Source organism: Agrobacterium fabrum str. C58, assembly GCF_000092025.1.
Classification (GTDB): Bacteria; Pseudomonadota; Alphaproteobacteria; order Rhizobiales; family Rhizobiaceae; genus Agrobacterium; species Agrobacterium fabrum.
On sequence record NC_003062.2, the window covers coordinates 2,102,918 to 2,123,958 of the forward strand.

The 21,041-nt window shown below is 58.8% G+C and carries 17 protein-coding genes; 8 read left to right on the plus strand and 9 right to left on the minus strand.

Annotated elements, in window-relative coordinates:
• Positions 1-12: 12 nt before the first annotated feature.
• The 7 genes from ATU_RS10440 to ATU_RS10470 form a co-directional block, all read right to left on the minus strand.
• Entirely contained in the window at positions 13-1,158 is a 1,146-nt protein-coding gene (locus ATU_RS10440; protein ID WP_010972086.1) for an iron-containing alcohol dehydrogenase, read from the minus strand.
• The gene (locus ATU_RS10445) at positions 1,155-2,543 is read right to left on the minus strand and encodes an aldehyde dehydrogenase family protein (protein WP_010972087.1); all 1,389 of its coding nucleotides are present in this window, start codon (positions 2,541-2,543) and stop codon (positions 1,155-1,157) included. Before ATU_RS10445 ends, ATU_RS10440 begins: the two co-directional genes overlap by 4 nt.
• A gap of 17 nt (positions 2,544-2,560) precedes the next feature.
• Positions 2,561-2,977: a type II toxin-antitoxin system VapC family toxin gene (locus ATU_RS10450; protein ID WP_035255975.1), complete on the minus strand. Its 417-nt coding sequence runs from the start codon at positions 2,975-2,977 to the stop codon at positions 2,561-2,563.
• Positions 2,970-3,392 carry a helix-turn-helix domain-containing protein gene (locus tag ATU_RS10455; protein WP_010972089.1) on the minus strand — a complete coding sequence of 141 codons (423 nt, stop codon included), beginning with the start codon at positions 3,390-3,392 and terminating at the stop codon, positions 2,970-2,972. Before ATU_RS10455 ends, ATU_RS10450 begins: the two co-directional genes overlap by 8 nt.
• A gap of 68 nt (positions 3,393-3,460) precedes the next feature.
• Positions 3,461-4,825 carry a glutamine synthetase family protein gene (locus ATU_RS10460; RefSeq protein ID WP_010972090.1) on the minus strand — a complete coding sequence of 455 codons (1,365 nt, stop codon included), beginning with the start codon at positions 4,823-4,825 and terminating at the stop codon, positions 3,461-3,463.
• A 65-nt stretch (positions 4,826-4,890) separates the two neighbouring features.
• Positions 4,891-6,405, minus strand: a complete 1,515-nt coding sequence (locus ATU_RS10465) for an amino acid permease (RefSeq protein ID WP_010972091.1) — start codon at positions 6,403-6,405, stop codon at positions 4,891-4,893.
• Positions 6,406-6,628: 223 nt separating this feature from the next.
• Positions 6,629-7,402 (minus strand): N-formylglutamate amidohydrolase, encoded by a 774-nt coding sequence (locus tag ATU_RS10470; protein ID WP_010972092.1) that lies wholly within the window; start codon positions 7,400-7,402, stop codon positions 6,629-6,631.
• 172 nt (positions 7,403-7,574) lie between these two features.
• On the opposite strand from ATU_RS10470, the gene ATU_RS10475 reads away from it, so the two are divergent.
• The 6 genes from ATU_RS10475 to ATU_RS10500 all read left to right on the plus strand — a co-directional run bounded on the left by ATU_RS10475 (position 7,575) and on the right by ATU_RS10500 (position 13,927).
• A complete protein-coding gene (locus ATU_RS10475; protein ID WP_010972093.1) occupies positions 7,575-8,453 on the plus strand; it encodes a MurR/RpiR family transcriptional regulator in 879 nt (292 codons plus the stop codon).
• 290 nt (positions 8,454-8,743) lie between these two features.
• The gene (locus tag ATU_RS10480) at positions 8,744-9,850 is read left to right on the plus strand and encodes an ABC transporter substrate-binding protein (protein ID WP_010972095.1); all 1,107 of its coding nucleotides are present in this window, start codon (positions 8,744-8,746) and stop codon (positions 9,848-9,850) included.
• Positions 9,851-10,053: 203 nt separating this feature from the next.
• Complete coding sequence (locus tag ATU_RS10485; RefSeq protein WP_006310498.1) at positions 10,054-10,938, plus strand: ABC transporter permease; 885 nt, start codon at positions 10,054-10,056, stop codon at positions 10,936-10,938.
• Entirely contained in the window at positions 10,935-11,717 is a 783-nt protein-coding gene (locus ATU_RS10490) for an ABC transporter permease (RefSeq protein ID WP_006310499.1), read from the plus strand. Before ATU_RS10485 ends, ATU_RS10490 begins: the two co-directional genes overlap by 4 nt.
• A gap of 13 nt (positions 11,718-11,730) precedes the next feature.
• Positions 11,731-12,789 (plus strand): ABC transporter ATP-binding protein, encoded by a 1,059-nt coding sequence (locus ATU_RS10495; RefSeq protein WP_010972096.1) that lies wholly within the window; start codon positions 11,731-11,733, stop codon positions 12,787-12,789.
• A 94-nt stretch (positions 12,790-12,883) separates the two neighbouring features.
• Entirely contained in the window at positions 12,884-13,927 is a 1,044-nt protein-coding gene (locus ATU_RS10500; RefSeq protein ID WP_010972097.1) for a zinc-dependent alcohol dehydrogenase family protein, read from the plus strand.
• A gap of 27 nt (positions 13,928-13,954) precedes the next feature.
• Here ATU_RS10500 and ATU_RS10505 read toward each other — a convergent pair whose 3' ends face one another.
• A complete protein-coding gene (locus ATU_RS10505; RefSeq protein WP_010972098.1) occupies positions 13,955-14,596 on the minus strand; it encodes a hypothetical protein in 642 nt (213 codons plus the stop codon).
• 332 nt (positions 14,597-14,928) lie between these two features.
• Here ATU_RS10505 and ATU_RS10510 point away from each other — a divergent pair, with 332 nt between their 5' ends.
• Complete coding sequence (locus ATU_RS10510) at positions 14,929-15,705, plus strand: AAA family ATPase (RefSeq protein WP_006310510.1); 777 nt, start codon at positions 14,929-14,931, stop codon at positions 15,703-15,705.
• A 78-nt stretch (positions 15,706-15,783) separates the two neighbouring features.
• Positions 15,784-17,115: an MFS transporter gene (locus ATU_RS10515; RefSeq protein WP_010972099.1), complete on the plus strand. Its 1,332-nt coding sequence runs from the start codon at positions 15,784-15,786 to the stop codon at positions 17,113-17,115.
• A gap of 73 nt (positions 17,116-17,188) precedes the next feature.
• Here ATU_RS10515 and metH read toward each other — a convergent pair whose 3' ends face one another.
• Complete coding sequence (gene metH / locus ATU_RS10520; protein WP_010972100.1) at positions 17,189-20,962, minus strand: methionine synthase; 3,774 nt, start codon at positions 20,960-20,962, stop codon at positions 17,189-17,191.
• Positions 20,963-21,041 lie beyond the last annotated feature (79 nt).

Below are 21,041 nucleotides of genomic sequence, written 5' to 3' on the forward strand. Positions count from 1 at the left end.
TCTGTCTACCTTTTAAAAGCAAGCCTCAAAAAGCGCCTTGGTATTCTCAAGCGTCATCGGCACCGGATTACCACCGCAGCTCGGATCCTTGATCGCTTCTGCCGCCAGCTCGTCGATACGATCAGGCTTGATGCCCATGGCGGTCAGGTTTTCCGGCACGCCGAGTTCCCTGCGAAGATCCAGCACGTAGTCATAAAAACCGTCAAAACCGCCGGAAATGCCGAGATAGGCGGCAGCACGCGCGATCTTGTCTTCGATGGCAGGACGGTTGAAACGCAGCACCGCCGGCATGACGACGGCATTGGTCATGCCGTGATGGGTGTTGTAGACCGCCCCGATCGGATGCGAGAGCGAATGAATGGCCCCGAGACCCTTCTGGAAGGCAACCGCCCCCATCGCCGCCGCCGCCATCATATTGGTGCGGGCTTCGATATCCGTGCCATCCTTATAGGCGCGCGGCAGGAATTCCTTGACGAGACGCAGGCCCTCAAGCGCGACACCAGCACTCATCGGGTGGAAGAACGGTGACGAATACGCTTCGAGGCAATGGGCGAAGGCATCCATGCCGGTGCCGGCCGTGATGACCTTCGGCATGCCGACCGTCAGTTCCGGATCGCAGATGACGACACCGGGAAGCAGCTTGGGATGGAAGATGATCTTCTTCACATGCGTCTGCGAATTGGTGATGACGCTGGCGCGGCCGACTTCCGAACCGGTGCCAGCCGTCGTCGGGACTGCGACGATGGGCGCGATCTTCGACGCATCAGCGCGTGTCCACCAATCACCGATATCCTCGAAATCCCAGACCGGACGTGTCTGCCCGGCCATGAAGGCGATCATCTTGCCGAGATCGAGGCCCGAGCCGCCGCCAAAGGCGACGACGCCGTCATGACCGCCATCGCGGTAAGCCTTGACGCCGGCTTCCATGTTGATTTCGTTGGGGTTCGGATCGACATCGGCAAAGATCGCCCGGCCAAGACCCGCCTCTTCCAGCACATCCAGCGCATGCGCGGTGATCGCCATATTGGCAAGGCCACGATCCGTGACGAGCAGCGGCTTCCTGATGCCGAGCGTTTTGCAGGCTTCCGCCAGTTCCTTGATCCGGCCACGGCCAAGCTTGACGGCGGTGGGATAACTCCAGTTGGCGACGATATTCATTTCGTGACTTTCTTCAGATGGTAGGATTTCGGGCGGGTCAGATTCTGGAAACCGAGGACGGAGAGCGAACCGCCACGGCCGGTTTCCTTGACGCCGGTCCAGCAAAGCGCCGGGTCGAGATAATCGGCGCGGTTCATGAACACCGTTCCGGTCTCGATTTCCCGGCCGATCCGGGCAGCCCGCGCCGCATCCTGCGTCCACAGCGAAGCGGTGAGGCCGTATTTGCTGTCATTCATCAGCGCAATGGCTTCGTCGTCGTTCTTGACCTTCATGATGCCGATGGCAGGACCGAAAGTCTCTTCGGTCATGAATTCCATGGAATGATCGACATTGACGAGGATCTGCGGCGCGACATAGGCACTCTCGCCATCGTCAGCGGGGAAAAGCTTCGGATCGACCAGCGCTTTGGCACCCTTCGAAACCGCGTCCGCAATCTGCGCCCGCACCACCTTGGCGAAACGCTTGTTGGCCATCGGCCCAAGCGTCGTTTCCTGCTCGAGCGGATTGCCGAGCTTGTAGTTCGAAACCCACGCCACCGACTTCTCGACGAATTCGTCATAGAGGTTTTCATTGACGTAGATGCGCTCGATACCGCAGCAGCATTGCCCGGAATTATAAGTGCCGCCGTCCATCAGCGTATCGACGGCGGCGTCGAGATCGGCATCCTCCATCACATAACCGGGGTCTTTGCCGCCGAGCTCGAGCCCGAGACCGGTGAAGGTGCCGGCAGCGGCGCGCTCGATGGCCCGGCCACCTTCCACCGAACCGGTGAAATTGACGAAATTGAACAGGCCTTCGGAGATGAGCGTCGAGGTCGTGCCGTGATCAAGGAAGACATTGATGAACACATCCTCAGGCACGCCAGCCTCGACAAAGGCCCGCACCATGCGCTCGCCGACGAGAAGCGTCTGCGCCGCATGTTTGATGACAACCGTATTGCCAGCCATCAGCGCCGGAGCAACCGTGTTGATCGCGGTCATGTAAGGATAATTCCAGGGGGCGATGACGAAGACCACGCCATGCGCCTCGCGCTCGATGCGGCGTTCGAAATTGCCGCTTTCTTCGATAACGAGCGGCGCCAGCGCGTCCGCCGCAATGGAGGCGACATAGTTGGAACGCTCGTTGAATCCCCTAAACTCACCGCCATAACGAACCGGACGGCCCATCATATGCGCGAGTTCCGGCACCACCTCGGCCACCATTTCGTTAAGGCGCGCCACACCTTTGAGAACCAGCTGAACGCGGTCCTCAAGCGGCCGTCGCGCCCAGTCTTTCTGCGCCCTGCGCGCGGTCGAAACGGCGGCGCGCGCCGCTTCCAGCGACATCGCCTCCCGCTCGGCATAAACCGAGCCGTCAATGGGCGAGATATTTTGAATGACGGTCATGCCAAATAACTCCGATTCTAACAGGCTAAAGTCTTAACGTGGCCGGCCTCGCCATAAGCCAGAATGACGCGATCACGCGTGATGATGGTCAGGTCGTGTTCTCGCGCCGTCGTAATCAAAATACGATCGATCGGGTCTTTATGGACGAGCTGAGGAAGAAAGCAGGATGCTATAAAGATATCTGCGGTCACCGGCTGCTCGATGACTTCAGCCTCCCTTTTGAAATCGTCGTACCAACGCTGGGGACTTTTGGTCTCACTGATGCGCCCCTTCGCAACCAGCATACCCATCTCCCATGCGGTGACGGCAGAAACGCAAACAGGATCGCCTGCCCGATAGGACTGGTTCAAGGCACTGACCGCCTCGTCTGAAACAGGTTCACCCTGCGACATCCAGATCACTGCACATGTATCGAGAAGAAAGCCGTCACTCATTGTAGAGCTTTTCTCCCCATTCAAAATCAACGGGTTTGGTTAAGTCCACATCGGGCATGACGGTAATCGTGCCTTTCATACAGCCGAAAATCGGATGTCTACTTTCAGTTGTACTGACATTGCCTGCCTCAGGGCCTGATCTTCCGGACGGAGCAGGTTCGGAATAGGCCGTTTGGTTGTTTTCCGAAAAGCCGGCAACTCCGCCCCGACGATGAAGAGCGACGTCGCCGACCGGAATCTCGAGATATTCAGCAATCCGATCCTGCTCCTCCACGCTCATATTGCGATCCCCATTTAACATTCGCGTCACCGCGCTGCGGTCCAGATTCAGGAAGCGGGCCAAATCAGCCTGACTCTTTCCTTTTCTCTTAAGCTGTTGTGAAAACCACGACTTATCAATCTGATCGCCGGTCATCGCCACGCCCCCATTGAGGTAATAGCAACAGCATACTATGCGATTGAGATTTCAACAACGCCATGGTTTCACGCTCGCTCGAAACCGCGTGCCACTTCCCAGTCGGTCACGCGGCGGTCGTATTCTTCCTGCTCCCACCTTGCGGCATGCACGTAGTGATCGACCACGTCGTCGCCAAAGGCCTGGCGCAGCATTTTCGATCCGTCCAGAAAGGCGGTCGCGTCGCGTAATGTCTTGGGTATCTCGCGCACGTCCTTACCGCCATAGGCATCACCGACAAAAGCGGGCTCAAGTTCGAGTTTATTTTCGATACCGTCAATGCCCGCTGCAAGAAGAGCGGCCATGGCGAGATAGGGATTGAGGTCCGACCCGCCGACGCGGCACTCGATACGGATGCCCTTGGTTTCCGCGCCGCAAAGGCGGTATCCTGCCGTGCGGTTGTCGAGGCTCCAGATCGCCTTTGTCGGCGCAAACGTGCCAGCCATGAAGCGCTTGTAGGAATTGATGTATGGCGCCAGGAAATAGGTGATGTCGCTGGCATGCGCCAGAAGCCCGGCAACATAATGCCGCATCACATCCGACATGCCATGTTCGCCATCCTTGTCGAGGAAGGCCGGCTTACCGTCCAGGCTCCAGAGCGACTGGTGGATATGCGATGAACTGCCCGCGGCATTGTAGTTCCACTTGGCAAGGAACGTGACTGCCTTGCCCTTCGACCAGGCGATCTCCTTGGTGGCGTTCTTGATGATGGCGTGCCGGTCAGCCATGGTCAGCGCCTCGGCATAACGCACATTGATTTCCGCCTGACCGGGAGACGCCTCGCCCTTGGAATTCTCGACCGGAATTCCCGCACCCTGCAGGCCCTTGCGCAACGCCCGCATGACATCCTCTTCCTTGGTCGTCTGGAAGATATGGTAATCCTCATTATAGCCGCTGGCGAGATTGAGGTCTTTATAACCGCTGGCGCGCGCCGCATCGAAGGTCTGGTCGAACAGAAAGAATTCTAGTTCGGTCGCCATATAGGCCTTCAGCCCCATCGCCTCCAGCCGCGCCACCTGCTTTTTCAGGAGCGCGCGCGGCGAATGCGGCACTTCTTCATGGGTGTGATGGTCGAGCACGTCGCACAAAACCAGCGCCGTACCTTCCAGCCACGGCACCTTCCGCAGCGTCGAAAGGTCGGGCTTCAGCGTATAATCGCCATATCCCTTTTCCCAGCTCGAGGACTTGTAACCGGGAACGGTTTCCATCTCCATGTCGGTGGCAAGCACATAGTTGCAGCTATGGGTTTCCTCAAAGGCGCTTTCAACGAAGAATTCCGCCTGGAACCGTTTGCCCATCAGACGCCCCTGCATGTCGACAAGGCAGGCCAGAACAGTGTCGATGCGCCCCTCGGCGACATCCATTTTAAGTGCGTCGAATGTGTAGCTCGTCATTTTGTCCGTTCCCTTGATTGCGCAGACAGGGCGGCCGGGAAACGGCCGCCCGTTTTATTTGAGCGTCAGGCCTTTGCAGCCGCTGCCGCAACGGCAGCCTGCTTGTGCTCCAGCGCGAACTCCTCTTCCGGCGACAGGATGAGGCGATGGCGTCCGACAAAGGCGAAATACGCGATGGCAACCGCAAACCATACGGCTACCCACAGCACACCCTTGGTGAAGTTCGGATCTTGGATCTGGTAGAGCAGCGTCACGATGGCGATGATGATCGTCAGCAATGCACCCGGAATGCCGAAAGGCGAACGGAACGGCCGCTCGATATTCGGCAGGTTCTTACGCAGCAGAATGAAGGAAATCGCCTGCATGATGTAGGAGAACATGGCGCCGAACACGGCCATGTTCAAAAGCACGCTGCCGATGATGCTGCCGCCCTGTTCCGCACCCAGCGAGAACCAGATGACCAGCATGACCGCGAGCCCGACTATGGCGCCGGTAATATTGGCCACGTATGGCGTGCGGTATTTCGAGTGGGTGATGGACAGCACGGTCGGGAAGTAACCCGCACGCGACAACGAATAGATCTGGCGGCCCTGCGCATAGAGGATCGTGTGGAAGCTGGCGATCAGGCCCGTGAGCGCCACGAGACCGAGCAGCACCACGCCGCCATCGCCATAGATCGCCTTGAAGCCATCCAGCAGCGGTTCCAGCGAGGAGCTGAGATGGAAGGCGCCGACGCCCGGCAGGGACGGGTTGAGCAGCACGATCATGAAGGCCGAGACCATCAGCGTGACCATGCCGAGAATGATGCCCTTCGGCATGTCGCGCTTGGGATCCACCGATTCTTCAGCCGCCAGCGGCAGCTGCTCGATGGCGAGGAACAGCCACACCGCGAAAGGCAGCGTGGCAAGAACGCCCGAGAAACCAAAGGGGAAGAAGGAGCCGCCGCCTTCCGGCAGTTCCACAGCCTTGCCGTCCGGTCCGACGCCAATATTGAGCGCGAAACGCGAAAAATCGATATTCGGAATGGCGCTGATCCAGAAGAACACCAGAACGGCAAGCGAAATCAGCGTGATGACCAGCGTGACCTTGAAGGAAAGCTCCAGCCCGAAGACGTTGAGCGCAAGGAAAATCGCATAAAACACGATCCACACGAACGGCGAATAGGCTGGATCAAGGCCGAGAATGGAATTCACATAAGCGGTAATGAAGGTGACGACGACCGCCGGCGTCAGCACATATTCGACATTCTCGCAAAGTCCGGTGACGAAACCGCCCCACGGGCCCATGGCCGTGCGGGCGAAGGAATAGGCCGCGCCCGTGTGCGGCAAGGCCGGGCTCATTTCCGCGATCGAAAATGTCAGCCCGAGATACATGATGGCGATGATGATGCCCGCCACCAGCATGCCGCCCCAGCCGCCGGTGGAAAAGCCGAAATTCCATCCGGAGAAATGCCCTGAAATAACCGCTCCGACGCCGAGTGCCCAGAGCGACCATACCCCCGCATAACGGGAAAGTCCGCGTTTTTCGAAATAGGATGCATCAGCCTTCTTGTAGCTGACGCCCGATGATGAACTGTCCATGCCCTTCTCTCCTGATAAGAAAAAAACAAGCCAGTCAGCCATTATTGGCCGATTGTGCCCCAGTTTTCAGCGTCACACGGATGTTTGCCGCGATCTGCCGCACGCACTGCTGTTCCCTTGCCGCTTCGCGTCTTTCCGGCTTCTCTGGCCGGCTTTATCGAATGGCGGCAGTCTCCTTTGACGGCGGCCCCGGTGTCTTCACCATCGGCCAGCCCTTGCTCCCTCACTCTTCAATCGATGAGAGCGCTTTCCCCATAAGTTCGTGGAGGAAACCGGCAATAGCCGCCTGTTCCCCTTCATTGGCGATGAGATCGTTGCGGATTTCGATCATGACATTCAAAAGACCGTCCGGCAGCGCATGCAGCCGCAGCGTATGTGTCACACCGTCTTCCGGCCCGTAAGGGTCGTTGCGCCTGACCGTCAGCGAGGCCCCTTCGGCACCCGCCAGCATCGCGTCCGCCAGGCGGCTGTCGTTATCGTGCAGAATGCCGATTTCAACCTCGCGGAACCGGCCGTGATAAACCGGCGTAAAACTGTGGATGGTCACCACCACCACCTTGCGGCCGGCGGCCTGCCGCTCCGCGATGATCTCGCTCACGCGGTCATGAAACGGCACGTAAAGCGCCGACGTGCGCGCGAAACGTTCCGCTTCATCGAGATCGAAATTGCCGGGAATATCGTAAATCTCGCTCTTCACCGGCATCGCGGAAGGCGATTCGGGCGGGCGGTTGCAATCATAGACCAGACGCGAAAACCGTTGATAGACAAGCGTGGCGTGGAATTTTTCAGATAGCAGACGGGCAACGGCAAGAGCACCCGGATCCCAGGCCGCATGGCTTGAAAGCACATCCGCCGAAAGACCCAACGTGCCGTATTTCTGCGGAATGGTGGCGGAGGCATGTTCACAGACAAGAAGAACATCGCCCTTCGCCGCCGCATTCTCGACGCCGACAGCCTTCCCCTCCGCTTCTGTGAAAAACCGTGAACGCACCGTCATGCACGACCCCGCCCGGAAACCCGCTATCCCGCCAATGACGAAAAGAATTCTTCACATTATCGCGAGTGTCAAATGGAATTTGAAATTTTCTCTTCATTTTTCCATTGACTCGGCGGCTGGCACAGATGTTTATTTTAGCCATGCACCGGCAGAAGACCGGAGGGGGAAAAGTTTGCGCAGCACGACGGCCACCGTCTCGGATGTCATCCATGCCCATTACGACGCACTGACCCGTTCGGAAAAACGGCTGGCGGAAAGCCTGCTCGGCAACTACCCGGTTTCGGGTCTCGGCAGCATCACCACCATCGCCGAAAACGCCGGCGTTTCGACGCCGACGGTGGCGCGCATGGTGCAGAAGCTCGGTTATAAGGGTTATCCGGAATTCCAGGCGCATCTGCATCAGGAGCTGGAGGCGACGATCTCAGGCCCGGTCGCCAAACATGACCGCTGGGCGACCAATGCCCCCGGGCTGCACATTCTCAACCGCTTCGCCGACGCCATCACCGGCAATCTGCGCGACACGCTTGGTGATCTCGACACTGCCGTCTTCGACAATGCGGCAAGGCTGCTCTCGGACCGCAAACGCAGCATCTATTTCGTCGGCGGGCGCATCACCGGCGCGATTGCCGAATATTTCTTCACCCACATGCAGGTGATTCGACCAAAAACGACGCTGATGTCGTCCAATTCCAGCGCCTGGCCGCAATATATGCTGAACATGAGCGCCGGCGACGTGCTGGTCATTTTCGACATCCGCCGTTACGAGCACGACATGACGACGTTGGCCGAAGTCGCGAAGGCAAACGGTGTGCAGATCATCCTCTTCACCGACCAATGGACATCGCCGGTGGCGCGCCATGCGCTGCACACCTTCCGGGTCCGGATCGAGGCTCCCTCGGCGTGGGATTCCTCCGTCGTCACCCTGTTCGTGGTCGAAGCCCTGATCGAAGCGGTGCAGAACGGCACCTGGGATGAAACCAAGGAACGCATGAACGCACTCGAGGGGCTGTTCGAACAGACACGGCTGTTCCGCAGGCCGGAAAGAACATGAAACTATCTAGCCGGCAACTTACTTGACGCGGATGCCGCACGCTGATTGGATACCTGTAATCGCTACCAGCACGATAAAACAGGATAATAGACCAAGCTGGGGAACATATCTGGACAATCGGATAACGAGGGGAATCTCCCGCAATTGCAGGCACAAAAGCCTGATGATGGCGGAAAACGAGTGTAAAGTGGCGGAATCCGGATAAATAAATTGCAATCCAACCGTCACATTAGCTTCATCGAGACTCCGTATCAGCGTCCGCAATATGAGAACACGAAGAGGAGAAAAAAGTGATCTCTCACTGCCGCCGACTGCTTGCTACGACCACCGCACTGGTCATCGCCTCCACCGCGATTGCCGCCGCTGAACCGAGCGCTGAACTGATCGCTGCCGCCAAGAAGGAAGGCATGCTGACCACCGTCGCGCTGCCGCACGACTGGTGCGGATATGGCGACGTGATCGCCGCGTTCAAGGCAAAATATCCGGAAATCACCGTCAACGAACTGAACCCCGACGCCGGTTCCGCCGACGAAGTGGAAGCGGTCAAGGCGAACAAGGACAATAAGGGGCCGCAGGCTCCTGACGTTGTCGACGTCGGTCTCGCCTTTGGACCGCAGATGAAGGCCGAAGGCCTGCTGCAGCCCTACAAGGTCTCCACCTGGGCCGAAATCCCTGACAACGTCAAGGATGCCGACGGTTACTGGTACGGCGACTATTACGGCGTCATGTCGATGTTCGTAAACAAGGATCTCGTCAAGAACGTGCCGAAGGATTGGGCCGACCTGCTGAAGCCGGAATATTCCGGTCAGGTAGCGCTCGCTGGCGATCCGCGCGCCTCCAACCAGGCGATCCTCGGCGTTCTCGCCGCCGGTCTTTCCACCGGCGCGAAATCCGGCAAGGAAGCCGGTGAAGCTGGCCTGAAGTATTTCGCCGACCTCAACAAGGCTGGTAACTTCCTTCCGGTCATCGGCAAGGCTGGCACGCTGGCACAGGGCGCGACCCCGATCATCGTCGCCTGGGACTACAACGCCCTTTCCTGGAAGAAGACGCTGAACGACAACCCGCCGACCGAAGTCGTCGTGCCTGAAAAGGGTGTTCTCGCTGGCGTTTACGTTCAGGGCATTTCCGCCTACGCGCCGCATCCGAATGCTGCAAAGCTCTGGATGGAGCATCTCTATTCGGACGACGGTCAGCTCGGCTGGCTGAAGGGCTATTGCCACCCGATCCGCTTCAACGCCATGGTCAAGGCCGGCAAGGTTCCGCAGGAACTGATCGACAGCCTGCCGCCGGCAGCAGCCTATGAAAAGGCGATCTTCCCGACACTCGAGGAAGTTGATGCCAACAAGGCTGCCGTCACCGGCGGCTGGGACAAAGTCGTCGGCGCAAACGTGAAGTAAACTGCTGAAAACGCACCCCGGCCGATCCAAAGCCGGGGTGCTTCTTTAAAAGCATTTCCAGTAAAAGTGCGTCGCGGTTTTACGTCCGGAAAATGCGCAAGACAAAAATAGAGCGCGCGTCCGACGTTTCCGTTTTAACCGGATGTGCTCGAGAAAGACCTTTAGAGACAGACCGTTTTGAAAACGGCGTTTGGGGACAAGGCATGCCATCAAACAACACCGGCGGACCATCCGACGCGGGCAGAAAGTTGCCGCTGAACTGGATAGGCGTCGTACCTTTTGCCGTCTTTGTTATGCTGTTCCTGATCCTGCCGACGATGAAGATCGTCATCGGCGCGTTTCAGCAAACGGATGGCAGCTTCACGCTGGACAACATTGCCGGGCTTTTCACCTCTTCGATCCTTGCTGCCTACTGGATCTCGATCAAGATCAGCCTCGCCTCCGCGGCGCTGGGCTGCCTGATCGGTTTTGCCGTGGCCGCAGCCGTCGTTTTGGGTGGCCTGCCGCAACGTATCCGCGGCCCGCTTCTCACCTTTTCCGGTGTCGCCTCGCAATTTGCCGGCGTGCCGCTCGCCTTCGCCTTCATCGCTACACTTGGCCCGGTCGGCCTGCTCACCGTCTTCCTGAAGACGCAGATCGGCATTGATCTGAGGCTCCTCGGTTTCAACATCCTGTCCTTCTGGGGCCTGACGGTCACCTATCTGTTTTTCCAGATACCGCTGATGATCCTCATCATCACGCCGGCGCTGGACGGGCTGAAGCGTGAATGGCGCGAGGCGGCCGAAATTCTCGGCGCCACCGGCCTGCAATATTGGCGCATGGTGGCTTTCCCGATCCTGTTGCCGTCGCTGCTCGGCACCATGTCGCTGCTGTTTGCCAATGCCTTCGGCGCAGTGGCCACCGCGATCGCGCTCACCGGCTCCTCGCTCAACATCGTGCCGATCCTGCTCTTCGCGCAAATCCGCGGCGACGTTCTCGGCAATCCGCATCTCGGTTACGCGCTCGCCTTCGGCATGATCGTCCTGACCGGCATCGCTAATGCACTTTACATCTGGCTACGCGCCCGCAGCGAAAGGTGGCTGAAATGAAGCGTTTCTTCGCCTGGGGCGCGCTGACATTCGGCCTCCTTTATTTCGCTCTGCCGCTGATCGGCATGACCAACTTTTCACTGAAGATGCGGCGCGGCGAATATTCCTTCGATGCCTATGGCAAGGTGCTCACCGATCCGCGCTTTCAGGAAACCTTCAGCTATTCGGTGGTGATGGCGCTGTTCACCATCGTTTTCGGGGTTCTTCTGGTGGTGCCGACAGCCTATTGGGTGCGCCTGAAACTGCCGGGCCTGCGCCCCTATATCGAATTCATCACGCTGCTACCGCTGGTCATTCCGGCCATCGTCATCGTGTTCGGTTATATCAGGCTCTACAACACCTCGAGCTGGCTGCCACTGACCGGCACGACCTTCGGCACCAACCTGCTTTTGATGTTCGGTTATGCCACGCTTGCCCTGCCCTACATGTACCGCGCCGTAGACACGGGTCTTAGAACCATCGACGTCTCGACGCTGACGGAAGCGGCGCAGAGCCTTGGCGCGGGATGGACGACCATCCTGTCGCGCATCATCCTGCCCAATGTACTGGTCGCCGTGCTTTCGGGCGCGTTCTTGACCTTCGCCATCGTCATCGGTGAATTCACCATGGCGGCCCTTTTGAACCGCCCGGCCTTTGGCCCCTACATGCAGCTGCTCGGCGCCAACCGCGCCTATGAACCGGCAGCGCTTGCCGTGATTTCCTTCGGCATCACCTGGGGTTGCCTCGGTCTGATCCAACTCGTTTCCCGCTATCAGAAGGGCGCGCCTCCCAAGGCCTGAGGACAAGATTTTCATGAGCTTTTTGACACTTAGCAACATCAAGAAATCCTTCGGCTCCGTGCAGGTCGTGCATGATTTCAACATGGCCATCGAAAAGGGCGAATTCGTCTCCTTTCTCGGGCCATCGGGCTGTGGCAAGACCACCGTGCTGCGCATGATCGCCGGTTTCGAAATCCCGACCGGCGGATCGATCGTCATCAACGGCAAGGACCAGACGACGCTCAGACCGAACCAGCGCAATATCGGCATGGTGTTCCAGGCCTATGCCCTGTTCCCGAACATGAATGTCTATGAAAACGTCGCCTTCGGTCTGAAAGTCGCCGGCAAACCAAAAGCCGAGATCGACGCCCGCGTGAAGGAAATGCTCCAGCTCATCCATCTGGAACATCTGGCGGACCGCTACCCCTATCAGATGTCGGGCGGTCAGCAGCAGCGCGTGGCGCTCGCCCGGGCGCTTGCGCCGAAGCCGGAAGTGCTTCTGCTGGACGAACCGCTCTCCGCCCTCGACGCCAAGATCCGCGTCTCGCTGCGTGAGGAAATCCGCCAGATCCAGCAGAAACTCGGCATCACCACCATTTTCGTGACCCACGATCAGGAAGAGGCCCTGTCGATATCCGACCGCATCGTCGTGATGAATGGCGGCCGTGCCGACCAGATCGGTTCGCCCTTCGATATCTACAACAAACCCGCCACCCGCTTCGTCGCCTCCTTCGTCGGTACGTTGAACCTCATCGACGCCACCGTGGTGGATTCCTCATCCAATACCATCCGTGTCGGAGAGCAGCAGATCACCCTGCCGAAGCCGGTCGATGCAGCGAATGGCGAAAAAATCACGCTGGCACTTCGCCCGGAAGCAGGTTCCCTCGGCAGCGATGCGAAAGGCGATGTTGCCATTTCCGGCCTCGTCACCTCCAGCCAGTTCCTCGGCTCCGTCATCCGCACCCGCCTTGATCTGGGCGGTTCGACGCTGTCCTTCGACATGTTCAACGACCCCGGCACAGCGCCGCCCGCTGTCGGTGAGCGGGTGACACTGAAATTCGCTGCCGGCGACCTGATGCTCATCAAGGACTGAAGCGCTTCCCCAGACGTAAAACGGCTTCGCACTTTTGCTGAAAATGCTCTAGAGCAGGTTCGGATTGAACCTGCGGACCAATGATGAGGCCATGATGCGCGCGCTTTATTACGAACGATTCGGCGAGACCCCTGTAGTCGCGTCCCTGCCTGATCCGGCACCGAGCGATGGCGGCGTGGTGATTGCGGTGAAGGCAACCGGCCTCTGCCGCAGCGACTGGCATGGCTGGATGGGACATGACACGGATATCCGTCTGCCGCATGTGCCCGGCCACGAGTTCGCCGGCGTCATCTCCGCAGTCGGCAGAAACGTCACCCGCTTCAAGACGGGTGATCGCGTTACCGTGCCTTTCGTCTCCGGCTGCGGCCATTGCCATGAGTGCCGCTCCGGCAATCAGCAGGTCTGCGAAACGCAGTTCCAGCCCGGCTTCACCCATTGGGGTTCCTTCGCCGAATATGTCGCCATCGACTATGCCGATCAGAACCTCGTGCACCTGCCGGAATCGATGAGTTACGCCACCGCCGCCGGCCTCGGTTGCCGTTTCGCCACCTCCTTCCGGGCGGTGACGGATCAGGGACGCCTGAAGGGCGGCGAATGGCTGGCTGTCCATGGCTGCGGCGGTGTCGGTCTCTCCGCCATCATGATCGGCGCCGGCCTCGGCGCACAGGTCGTCGCCATCGATATTGCCGAAGACAAGCTCGAACTCGCCCGGCAACTGGGTGCAACCGCAACCATCAACAGCCGCTCCGTTGCCGATGTCGCCGAAGCGGTGCGCGACATCACCGGTGGCGGCGCGCATGTGTCGGTGGATGCGCTTGGCCATCCGCAGACCTGCTGCAATTCCATCAGCAACCTGCGCCGGCGCGGACGCCATGTGCAGGTGGGGCTGATGCTGGCAGACCATGCCATGCCGGCCATTCCCATGGCCCGGGTGATCGCTCATGAGCTGGAGATCTATGGCAGCCACGGCATGCAGGCATGGCGTTACGAGGACATGCTGGCCATGATCGAAAGCGGCAGGCTTGCGCCGGAAAAGCTGATTGGCCGCCATATCTCGCTGACCGAAGCGGCCGTCGCCCTGCCCGGAATGGATAGGTTCCAGGAGAGCGGCATCAGCATCATCGACCGGTTCGAATAGTACCGGTCGCAGCCATTCGGTTTCGCTTCACTTGGTCCTGCGCCCAAAAGCCCGGGCCGTGCCGCCTGTCGGGGGTGAGGCCTCCACCGGCGGGGGCGCCGGGCTGGCGGCAACGGAATCTGTCCGAGGCCGGCTGTACTGAGGTCTCACCAGCCGCTTCTTGCGAGCTTTGAGTGGATCGTGAGGCTCAGCCGCCTGCCCTTTGTCAGTGTCGACGAGCATTGTCAGCAATCGCCAAAACCACCGGACGGCGTCCAGACCCTTAAGGACGACCAGAAAAAAGCCGACCACCAGCACGATGAAAAAAATAGCCAGATTCCAGCGCTCATTCTGCTTTTCGCGGGCTGCGCGTTCCAGGCGGTGCTGGATCGTCGGATCGAAACCAAGCCTAGACTTCAATCGCCCAACATCGGCATCGCTGAGCCTGGTATAACGGTCGCCATAATACAGAACATAACCGCTGCCACTGTCGCTGTTCAGAAAACCGAGATCGAGCGTGTTTCCCTCCGCCAGAAAAGCGGGGGTATTCGGCAAATCGTAGACGAGAGCAATCGTCTCGCCGCCACCGGATTCGGAGATGGCGAATAAACGATCCTTCCGCGCTTCCGCCACACTCGCGAATATCACGGAAAATAAGGCTCCGGCTGAAAATAGTGCTGTGTAACTCATCCATTCCTCAAAATAGAAAAAAGAATGAAAAACTAATAGAATATCTCGCTTAAACTGACATTTACATCAGAATTATAGTTTTAACAATACCAGATATATTTAGAATAGACCGAATAAATTAGAGTATTTATTTTAAATATCTGAATTATTATTTCATACCTCTCTAAATCACCACGAGAATCAACACGGTGGAGCATACTGAGTGGGCCGTTGGCGCGGGCCACGCGACGCGTTAAGCTCCGGCCACACTCACCCGCCCCGGTGCACGGGCCTCGAACAGGCATTCGGGCGAAACATTTCTGAACAGGATCAATATTGGCAAGGACTACGACATGCTGTTTCTCGACAGCGTAGCCATGAAGGAAAAGCCGGAAGGACGGGAGGAATATCCTTTTTCCGTCCCAGCCATGCGCCATCTGGAACGCCTCGAATTCAAGACACCGATCACCTTTTTTGCCGGCAATAACGGTTCCGGCAAATCGACATTGTTGGAAGGTCTGGCGGCGGGAATGACGGCCTATGCCATTGGCAATCATGGCGATGTCAAGGGTGACCTCTATCTCCAGCATGCCGAGACCGTGGCGAAGGCCTTCTATTTCGCCCGCAAGAAATATCCGAAGATACGCATGTTTCTGCGCGCCGAAGATGTGCTGGGCTATATCCGTCGGCAGAACGAAAATGCGCTGGACGATTTTCGCTGGGAACGGGAAAAGGCCCTGAAGAAAGGCGAGGATTTTCCGGAGGAAACGCCGGAGATCTTTCGCGGGATTGTCAGGAACAACAGCCTCGACCGACGGTCACATGGTGAAGGCTTCCTCGATATCATGCACCGGCGGCTTCACGGCGCTGGCCTCTATTTTCTCGACGAACCGGAAAGCCCACTTTCGCCGCAAAAGCAGCTGGAACTGGCGGCAATCATCCGCCAAGCGGCCGATAGCGGCGGGCAATTGATCATTGCCACCCACTCGCCCGTGCTTTTAGCCATTCCAGAGGCGACGATTTATTATTTCGATGAGGATGGCATTACAGAACGGCTCTATGACGAACTGGAAAACATCGCCTTCCTGCGCCGCTTTCTCGATCGTCCGTCGAAATACCTGGACGATTGAGGATCGATAAGGCTTGAAATCCCGCCGCGCTTGCCGCATTCCCATAAGTAATACGTAATTTAGAAAAGAAGCAGGCTTATGTCTCCCACCACCACCCCGGCGGCGGCCCGTCCCCTCAACAGCCAGGATTTCAGAACGCTCGGTCTTTCGGCCCTTGGCGGCGCGCTCGAATTTTACGACTTCATCATTTTCGTATTTTTCGCCACCGTCATCGGCCATCTGTTTTTCCCGCCGGAAATGCCGGACTGGCTGGTGATGATTCAGACCTTCGGCATCTTCGCCGCCGGTTATCTGGTGCGGCCGCTCGGCGGCATCGTGCTCGCCCATTATGGCGACAGGTATGGACGCAAGCGCGTCTTCGCCTTCTCCATCCTCCTGATGGCGCTCTCCACACTCGGCATGGCGCTGATGCCGACCTATGCCACCATCGGCGTGGCGGCCCCGATCCTGCTCATCATCCTGCGCATGCTGCAGGGCGCCGCCATCGGTGGTGAAGTACCGGGAGCCTGGACATTTGTCGCCGAACATGTGCCCTTCCGCCGCGTTGGCCTCGCCTGCGGTTTCCTCACCTCCGGGCTTTCGTTCGGCATCATGCTGGGGTCGCTGATCGCCTTTGCGATCAACTCGCTCTTCACACCGGAAGACGTGGCCGGCTACGCCTGGCGCATCCCGTTCCTGCTTGGCGGCGTTTTCGGCCTCATCGCCGTCTATCTGCGCCGTTGGCTGGAAGAGACGCCGATCTACATGGAGATGAAGAAGTCGAAGTCCCTCACGGACAAGCTGCCGCTTGGCCTCGTGCTGAAGCATCACAGGCGTGGCGTGATCATTTCCGCCCTGCTGACCTGGGTTCTGTCAGCGGCCATCGTCGTCACCACGCTGATGACGGCCACCTTCCTGCAGAAGCTCTACGGTTACACCCCGACGCAGGCCTTAGCCGGTACCAGCTTCGGCACGCTGTTCCTGATCTTCGGCGTCATCATCGCCGGAGCGCTGATCGACCGCGTCGGCTCCGGCATCTTTTTCATGGGCGCCAGCATCTTCTTCGGCATCGCCACCTTCACCTTCTACAGCTATGCCGGCACCTCGCTCGAAACCATGTTCGTGCTTTATGGCGTGATGGGCCTTTCGGTGGGCATGGCCGGCGCCGTGCCCTATGTCATGGTGCGGGCCTTCCCGGCATCGGTCCGCTTCTCCGGCCTCTCCTTCGCCTACAACGTCTCTTATGCCGTCTTCGGCGGGCTGACACCGATTGGCGTAACGACGGCGCTTGCCATCAATCCGATGGCCCACGCCTGGTATCTGGTCTTCATCGCCTTCCTCGCCTTCGCGATCGGCCTCTACCTCCATCTGCGCGGCAGCGAGGTAGAAAGCCATGTCGGCATTGAGGAGCTGGCGGCATTGCGGTCGTAAGCTCAACAGAAAACACAAAAAAAGCGCGGGCAAGACCCGCGCTTTTTTATTTGTCCCGGCGATGCGTGAAACATCACGCAGCGCTGTCGATTTTCTCCTCGCCGTTGGTCGGCACGTAGTTGAGCACCGGCCCGAGCCAGCGCTCCACCTCTGTGACCGGCATATCCTTGCGGCGCGCATAGTCGAGAACCTGATCCCGCTCCACCTTGGCAACGCCGAAATAATAGCTTTCGGGATGGCCGATATAGAGGCCCGAAACCGACGAGCCGGGCCACATCGCATAGCTTTCCGTCAATTCCACACCCGCCGCATTGGTGGCGTCCAGCAGAGCAAACAGCGTCTTCTTTTCGGTGTGGTCCGGCTGGGCCGGATAACCCGGTGCCGGGCGGATACCGGCATAGGCTTCGCCTATCAGATCGTCACCGGCAAGAGCCTCGTCCGGCGCATAACCCCAGAACTCCTTGCGCACGCGCTCATGCATACGCTCGGCAAAGGCTTCGGCAAAACGGTCAGCCAACGCCTTGACGAGGATGGACGAATAATCGTCATTGGCCCGCTCGAAGCGCTCGGCAATCGCCACTTCCTCGATACCCGCCGTTACCACGAAACCGCCGACATAATCGGCAACGCCGCTATCGACGGGCGCGACGAAATCGGACAGCGCCACGTTCGGACGGCCATCGCGCTTGGAAAGCTGCTGGCGCAGCGTGAAGAACGTCGCCAACTCTTCCTTCCGACCTTCATCCGTAAAGAGCCTGATATCGTCACCCACGGCATTGGCCGGCCAGAAGCCGATCACCGCGCGTGGTCGGAACCACTTTTCCTCGATGATCTTCGCAAGCATGGCCTGCGCATCGGCATAAAGCTGCCGCGCCGCCTCGCCCTGCTTTTCGTCTTCAAGGATCGCCGGGAAACGGCCCTTCAATTCCCAGGTCTGGAAGAACGGCGTCCAGTCGATGTAACGGGAAAGCTCTTCCAGATCATAGGTCTCAAAAACCTTGGTGCCGAAGAACTGCGGCTTGACAACGCTGTAGCTCGACCAGTCGATCTTGTGCGCATTCTCCCGGGCGCGGGAAAGCGGCAGGCGCTGCTTTTCGCGCTCATTGCGGGCATGGGCTTCCGCCACCTTGGCATATTCGGCTCGGATGCCGTCGATATAAGCGGGCTTCTGCTCTTCGGAGAGGAGCGCTGAAACGACGCCCACCGCGCGCGAGGCGTCGGTGACATAGATCGCCTGCCCCTGCTCGTAACGCGGATGGATTTTTACCGCCGTATGCACACGGCTGGTCGTCGCACCGCCGATCAGCAGCGGAATGTCGAAACCCTGTCGCTCCATTTCGGCCGCCACATGCACCATCTCATCCAGCGACGGGGTGATGAGGCCGGAGAGGCCGATCACATCCACCTTTTCGGCGATCGCCGTTTCGAGGATTTTCGTCGTCGGCACCATCACGCCGAGATCAATGATCTCGTAATTGTTGCAGGCTAGCACAACGCCGACGATGTTCTTGCCGATATCGTGCACGTCGCCCTTCACGGTCGCCATTAGCACCTTGCCGGCGGCACTGCGCTCGGAACCGCCATTCAGGCGCTTTTCCTCTTCCATGTAAGGCAGCAGAACGGCAACCGCCTGCTTCATCACACGGGCGGATTTCACCACCTGTGGCAGGAACATCTTGCCGGAACCGAACAGGTCACCCACCACATTCATACCGGCCATCAGCGGCCCTTCGATGACATGCAGCGGGCGGGCGGCCTGCTGGCGTGCCTCTTCCGTATCGGCCTCGATATAGTCGGTAATGCCGTTGACCAGAGCATGTTCCAGCCGCTTTTCAACGGGATACTCGCGCCAGGAAAGATCCTGCACCTTGGCCTGTTTTTCACCCGTACCACGGAAACGCTCCGCCACCTCGAGCAGACGCTCCGTGGCATCGTCGCGGCGGTTCAGCACCACGTCTTCGCAGGCCTCGCGCAGTTCCGCATCGATATTGTCGTAAACCGCAAGCTGCCCGGCGTTGACGATGCCCATATCCATGCCGACCTGAATGGCGTGATAGAGGAACACGGCATGCATCGCCTCACGCACCGGCTCATTGCCGCGGAAGGAGAAGGACAGGTTGGAAACGCCCCCGGAAATATGCGTGAGCGGCATGGTTTCGCGGATGGTCTTGGTGGCCTCGATGAAGTCCACGCCGTAATTATTGTGCTCCTCGATGCCCGTAGCTACCGCAAACACATTCGGGTCGAAGATGATGTCTTCCGGAGACAGACCGGCCTTTTCGGTCAGAAGCTTGTAGGCGCGCGCGCAGATTTCCACCTTGCGCTGATAGGTATCCGCCTGCCCGACCTCATCAAAGGCCATGACGACAACCGCCGCACCGTAATTGTGGACGAGCCGAGCCTGCTGGAGAAACTTCTCCTCGCCTTCCTTCAGCGAAATGGAATTGACGATCGATTTGCCCTGCACGCATTTCAGGCCGGCCTCGATGATCTCGAACTTGGATGAGTCGATCATGACGGGCACACGGGCAATGTCAGGCTCGGCGGCGATGAGGTTCAGGAACTCGACCATCGCCTTTTCCGAATCGATCAGGCCCTCATCCATGTTGATGTCGATGATCTGCGCGCCGTTTTCCACCTGGTCGCGGGCAACAGCCAGCGCCGCCGTATAGTCGCCGGCAGTGATGAGCTTGCGGAAGCGGGCCGAACCGGTGACGTTGGTGCGCTCGCCCACGTTGACGAAGGGAATGTCCTTGGTCAGCACGAAGGGTTCAAGGCCGGAAAGCGACATGAACGGCTTGTGTTCAGGAATTTCGCGGGGCTTGTAATCCTTGACGGCTTCGGCAATCGCCCGGATATGTTCCGGCGTCGAACCGCAGCAACCGCCGACGATGTTGACGAGACCGTCACGAACGAAGCCCTCAACCTGGCGCGCCATCATCTCGGGCGTTTCGTCATATTGGCCGAACTCGTTCGGCAGGCCGGCATTCGGATAGGCGCAGACAAAGGTGTCGGCCACATCGGACAGTTCCTGCAGATGCGGGCGCATGGCATCCGCACCGAGCGCGCAGTTGAGGCCGATGGTGAAGGGGTTGGCGTGGCGCACCGAGTTCCAGAACGCCGAAGGCGTCTGGCCGGACAACGTGCGACCGGAAAGGTCGGTGATCGTGCCTGAGATCATGACCGGCAGGCGGATGCCCTTAGCCTCGAAACGTTCCTCGCAGGCGAAGATCGCCGCCTTGGCGTTCAGCGTATCGAAGATCGTCTCGATGAGGATGATATCGGCACCACCGTCGATCAGGCCATCGATCTGCTCGCCATAGGCAATGCGCAGATCGTCGAAACTGACGGCGCGGTAACCGGGATTGTTGACGTCAGGCGAGATCGAGGCCGTGCGGTTGGTCGGACCGATGGCACCGGCCACGAAACGGCGGCGGCCATCCTCGCGCTCGGCGCGCTGAGCCGCCCGGCGCACGATCGCCGCGCCCTCGCGGTTGAGATCGTAGACGGCATTCTCCATCTCGTAATCGGCCTGCGCGATGCGGGTGGAGGAAAACGTGTTGGTTTCGAGAATATCCGCGCCCGCCATGGCGTAGCGATAGTGGATTTCCTCGATGGCATCGGGCTGTGTCAGGATCAGAAGGTCGTTATTGCCCTTCTGGTGACAGGCGCAGCCGATAAAACGGTCGCCACGAAAATGATCCTCGTCAAAACCGAGACCCTGGATCTGCGTGCCCATGGCACCATCGAGAATGAGGATGCGTTCGCTGGCGGCATCGCGCAACGCCTTGAAAATTTCCGCGCCGTCGCGCTTTGCCCCTTCAGGGCCAAACAGGTCGTCAAACACGGGCACACTCCTCATTTCGATTTGCAAGATCGCAAGCAGTCAAGTCACATAAAGATATGTTTATGTCAATATATCTTCA

Bases quoted from the DNA above. Each gene is read 5' to 3' on its own strand.
- ATU_RS10440 (WP_010972086.1), bottom strand. From the start codon at position 1,158: ATGAATATCGTCGCCAACTGGAGTTATCCCACCGCCGTCAAGCTTGGC.
- ATU_RS10470 (WP_010972092.1), bottom strand. From the start codon at position 7,402: ATGACGGTGCGTTCACGGTTTTTCACAGAAGCGGAGGGGAAGGCTGTC.
- ATU_RS10485 (WP_006310498.1), top strand. From the start codon at position 10,054: ATGCCATCAAACAACACCGGCGGACCATCCGACGCGGGCAGAAAGTTG.
- ATU_RS10500 (WP_010972097.1), top strand. From the start codon at position 12,884: ATGCGCGCGCTTTATTACGAACGATTCGGCGAGACCCCTGTAGTCGCG.
- ATU_RS10515 (WP_010972099.1), top strand. From the start codon at position 15,784: ATGTCTCCCACCACCACCCCGGCGGCGGCCCGTCCCCTCAACAGCCAG.
- ATU_RS10510 (WP_006310510.1), top strand. From the start codon at position 14,929: ATGCTGTTTCTCGACAGCGTAGCCATGAAGGAAAAGCCGGAAGGACGG.
- ATU_RS10445 (WP_010972087.1), bottom strand. From the start codon at position 2,543: ATGACCGTCATTCAAAATATCTCGCCCATTGACGGCTCGGTTTATGCC.
- ATU_RS10490 (WP_006310499.1), top strand. From the start codon at position 10,935: ATGAAGCGTTTCTTCGCCTGGGGCGCGCTGACATTCGGCCTCCTTTAT.
- ATU_RS10465 (WP_010972091.1), bottom strand. From the start codon at position 6,405: ATGGACAGTTCATCATCGGGCGTCAGCTACAAGAAGGCTGATGCATCC.
- ATU_RS10495 (WP_010972096.1), top strand. From the start codon at position 11,731: ATGAGCTTTTTGACACTTAGCAACATCAAGAAATCCTTCGGCTCCGTG.
- ATU_RS10455 (WP_010972089.1), bottom strand. From the start codon at position 3,392: ATGACCGGCGATCAGATTGATAAGTCGTGGTTTTCACAACAGCTTAAG.
- ATU_RS10505 (WP_010972098.1), bottom strand. From the start codon at position 14,596: ATGAGTTACACAGCACTATTTTCAGCCGGAGCCTTATTTTCCGTGATA.
- ATU_RS10450 (WP_035255975.1), bottom strand. From the start codon at position 2,977: ATGAGTGACGGCTTTCTTCTCGATACATGTGCAGTGATCTGGATGTCG.
- ATU_RS10460 (WP_010972090.1), bottom strand. From the start codon at position 4,825: ATGACGAGCTACACATTCGACGCACTTAAAATGGATGTCGCCGAGGGG.